General features: G+C 63.5%; 4 protein-coding genes. 3 read left to right on the top strand and 1 reads right to left on the bottom strand.

Translation table 11 applies throughout. The annotated features are described in order from the left end of the window. From VJS90_RS20465 to VJS90_RS20455, 3 genes are all read left to right on the top strand, one after another. A partial coding sequence (locus tag VJS90_RS20465) for an alpha/beta hydrolase (protein WP_324123453.1) occupies positions 1 to 669 on the top strand: 669 nt, incomplete at its 5' end. After that, complete coding sequence (locus VJS90_RS20460; protein WP_324123452.1) at positions 663 to 1,217, top strand: peptidylprolyl isomerase; 555 nt, start codon at positions 663 to 665, stop codon at positions 1,215 to 1,217. The genes VJS90_RS20465 and VJS90_RS20460, both read left to right, overlap by 7 nt. A 63-nt stretch (positions 1,218 to 1,280) precedes the next feature. Then, complete coding sequence (locus tag VJS90_RS20455; protein WP_324123451.1) at positions 1,281 to 3,113, top strand: ABC transporter ATP-binding protein; 1,833 nt, start codon at positions 1,281 to 1,283, stop codon at positions 3,111 to 3,113. Between the two features lie 12 nt (positions 3,114 to 3,125). On the opposite strand, the gene VJS90_RS20450 is transcribed toward VJS90_RS20455, so the two are convergent. Continuing rightward, positions 3,126 to 4,037, bottom strand: a 912-nt coding sequence (locus VJS90_RS20450) for a GNAT family N-acetyltransferase (RefSeq protein WP_324123450.1), incomplete at its 5' end; no start/stop codon positions are given.

The raw sequence follows: 4,037 nt of genomic DNA, 5'->3' as shown, positions 1-4,037 counted from the left end.
ATCCTCATGGACATCCGCGGCCATGGGCGCTCCGACAAGCCGCGCGACGGCTATACCATCGCCACCTTCAGTGAAGACCTGCTGGCCCTGCTCGAACACCTGCAGACCGGGCCCGTGCATTTCATCGGGCTGTCCATGGGGGGCATGGTGGGCTTTCAATTCGCGGTCGACCATCCCGACTGGCTGCGCAGCCTGTGCATCGTCAACAGCGCCCCCGAGGTCAAGCGCCGTACCCGCGGTGACTGGATCTGGTGGGCCAAGCGCTGGAGCATGGCGCGTCTGCTCAGCGTCGATACCGTGGGCAAGGGCCTGGCCCAGCGCCTGTTTCCCAAGCCCCAGCAAAGCGAGCTGCGGCGCAAGATGGCCGAGCGCTGGGCGCGCAACGACAAACGCGCCTATCTGGCCAGTTTCGATGCCATCGTCGACTGGGGCGTGGCGGAACGCATCTGCCAGATCCGCTGTCCTACGCTGGTGATCAGTGCGGATCAGGATTACACCCCGATACAACTGAAAGAGCGCTATGTGGCCCTGATACCCCAGGCGCGACTGGCGGTCATCGAGGATTCACGGCACGCTACGCCGCTTGACCAACCCCAGGTCTTCAATCAGACCGTGCTGCAGTTCCTGGCAGCCGCATCCACCTCTCAAGGATCATTGAGCCCATGCTGAAAAAAATCCTCCTCGCCGCCTGCTCCGTTGCTTTTGCCACCAGCCTGATGGCCGCTGAAAAGACCCATGTCCTGCTGGACACCAGCTTTGGCCAGATCGAGGTCGAACTCGATGCCGACAAGGCGCCGATCAGCACGAAGAACTTCCTCGAGTACGTCGACAGCGGCTTCTACAACAACACCATTTTCCACCGCGTGATCCCGGGCTTCATGGTCCAGGGCGGCGGTTTCACCGACCAGATGGTGCAGAAGAACACCCGCGACCCGATCCGCAACGAGGCCAGCAACGGCTTGCACAACGCCCGCGGCACCTTGTCCATGGCCCGTACCTCGAACCCCAACTCGGCCACCAGCCAGTTCTTCATCAACGTTGCCGACAATGCCTTCCTCGACCCCGGCCGCGATGCCGGCTATGCCGTGTTCGCCAAGGTGACCAAGGGCATGGAGGTGGTGGACCAGATCGTCAACTCGCCGACCACCATGAAGAAAGGCATGCGCGATGTGCCGTCCGACCCGGTTTACATCAAATCCGCCAAGCGCCTCGACTGAACATGAGCATCACAGGGACGTGATCTCGATGCGCGATCGAGCCGAACAGGAGTCATGATTTCCATGTTGTACCGCCGTTTCGAGCAACTCATCGACATCTTCCGCGAAGCGCCCACCGAGGCGCCGCCCAGCGGTGTCCTGCGCTTCTACCTCTACTATCTGCGCCAGGTCTGGCCGACCTTCGTGGCGTTGCTGGTCGTCGGGCTGGTGGTGGCCCTGGTGGAGGTGGCGCTGTTCAGTTACCTGAGCCGGATCATCGACCTGGCCCAGGCGGGCTCTGGTGAAAACTTCTTCAGCGAGCACGGCGGCGAGCTGGCCTGGATGGCAGTCGTGGCCCTGCTGATACGGCCGGTGTTCGTCGGCCTGCACGACCTGCTGGTGCACCAGGCCATCAGCCCGGGCATGACCAGCATGATCCGCTGGCAAAACCACACCTACGTGCTCAAGCAGAGCCTCAACTTCTTCCAGAGCGATTTTGCCGGGCGCATCGCCCAGCGCATCATGCAGACGGGCAATTCGCTGCGCGATTCGCTGGTGCAGGCCATGGACGCGCTCTGGCACGTGCTGGTCTACGCCATCAGCGCGCTGGTGCTGTTCGCTGAAGCCGACTGGCGGCTGATGCTGCCGCTGATTGTCTGGATCGTCTGCTACAGCGTCTCGCTCTATTACTTCGTGCCGCGGGTCAAGGAACGCTCGGTGGTGTCCTCCGACGCCCGCTCCAAGCTCATGGGGCGGATCGTCGACGGCTACACCAACATCGCCACGCTCAAGCTTTTCGCCCACACCGACTTCGAGCAGCAGTACGCCCGCGAAGCGATCACCGAACAGACCGAAAAGACCCAGCTGGCCTCGCGCGTCATTACCAGCATGGACGTGGTGATCACCAGCCTGAACGGCCTGCTGATCGTCGGCACCACGGGACTGGCCCTGTGGCTGTGGACCCAGTCGATGATCACCGTGGGGGCCATCGCCCTGGCCACCGGCCTGGTGATCCGCATCGTCAACATGTCGGGCTGGATCATGTGGGTGGTCAACGGCATTTTCGAGAACATCGGCACGGTCCAGGACGGACTGGAGACCATCGCCCAGCCCGTTACCGTGACCGACAAGCCGAACGCGCCGCGGCTCAAGGTCGAGCGCGGCGCGGTGCGTTTCGACACGGTCAGCTTCCACTATGGCAAGACCCGCAAGGTGATCGACGGGTTGAACCTGGATATCCGCCCTGGCGAAAAGATCGGCCTGATCGGCCCGTCGGGCGCCGGCAAGTCGACCCTGGTCAACCTGCTGCTACGCCTGTATGACCTGGACAGCGGCCGTATCCTGATCGACGGCCAGGACATCGCCGACGTCAGCCAGGCCAGCCTGCGCGCGCAGATCGGCATGATCACCCAGGACACCTCGCTGCTGCACCGCTCGATCCGTGACAACCTGCTCTACGGTCGCCCCGATGCCACCGAGGAGGAGGTCTGGAATGCGGTATGCGGCGCACGTGCCGATGAGTTCATCACCCACTTGACCGACGCCGAGGGGCGCACCGGCTTCGATGCCCAGGTGGGCGAGCGTGGGGTCAAGCTCTCGGGTGGCCAGCGCCAGCGCATCGCGATCGCCCGCGTGCTGCTCAAGAACGCGCCGATCCTGATCATGGACGAAGCTACCTCGGCACTGGACTCGGAGGTGGAATCCGCGATCCAGGAGAGCCTGGAGACCCTGATGCAGGGGAAGACCGTGATCGCGATCGCCCACCGGCTCTCGACCATCGCCCGCATGGACCGGCTGGTGGTGCTGGACAAAGGGCACATCGCCGAAACCGGCAGCCACAGCGAGCTGCTGGCCCGGCAAGGGCTGTATGCGCGGTTATGGCATCACCAGACTGGCGGGTTCGTTGGCGTCGATTGAGCCGCCCCGTTCCTACGCCTTGCGGTAAGGCAACGCGGCCCACGCCTGCTCGGCGTAGGCCCTGACCCCTTCCCGCTCCTGCTGCAAAAAATCCTCCACAGCCCGGTGCAAGCCGGGGTGCAGGAGGTAGTGCCAGGAGCGCGTCAGCACTGGTTCGAACCCGCGGATCAGCTTGTGCTCGCCCTGCGCGCCGGCATCGAAATGCTGCAGTCCTTCGGCAATGGCGTAGTCCATGCCCTGGTAGAAGCACGTCTCGAAATGCAAGCGGTCGAATTCATCCAGGCAGCCCCAGTAGCGGCCATACAGGCTATCCCCGCCGATCAGACTCAGGGCCATGGCCACCTCGCGGCCACCTTGCACCGCCATCACCACCCGTAGCGATTCGGGCATGCGCTCGGCCAGCAGGCTGAAGAATGCCCGGGTCAGGTACGGTGCCCGCCTGCGGACCGCGTAGGTGTTGGCGTAGCAGGAATAGACAAAGTCCCACTGCGCTTCACTGAGCTCGTGCCCTTGGTACCAGCGAAACTCCATCCCGTGTCCCGCCACTTGCTCGCGCTCCTTGCGCATCTGCTTGCGCTTGCGCGAGCTCAGGGTATCGAGGAAGTCCTGGAAATCCCGGTAGCCGCGGTTACGCCAGTGAAACTGGCAGCCGAGGCGCTCCATCCAGCCAGGCAACTGCCCTATCTGTTCATCCAGCACGCTGTCGGTGAAGTTCAGGTGCGCGCCCGATAGCTCGCCTTTTACCAGGTACTCGGGAATGGCCTGGAGCAACAGCAGCGCATCGGCAGGTTCCACCGCCAGCAACCGCGGGCCGGTCACCGGGCTGAAAGGCACGGCACCCAGAAGCTTGGGATAGTAGGCGATACCGGCGCGCTCGCAGGCATCGGCCCAGCCGTGATCGAACACGTATTCGCCAAACGAGTG

It is taken from the genome of Pseudomonas sp., assembly GCF_035277045.1.
In the GTDB taxonomy this organism is placed as follows: Bacteria; Pseudomonadota; Gammaproteobacteria; order Pseudomonadales; family Pseudomonadaceae; genus Aquipseudomonas.
This window is presented reverse-complemented; position numbering and strand designations above follow the sequence as displayed.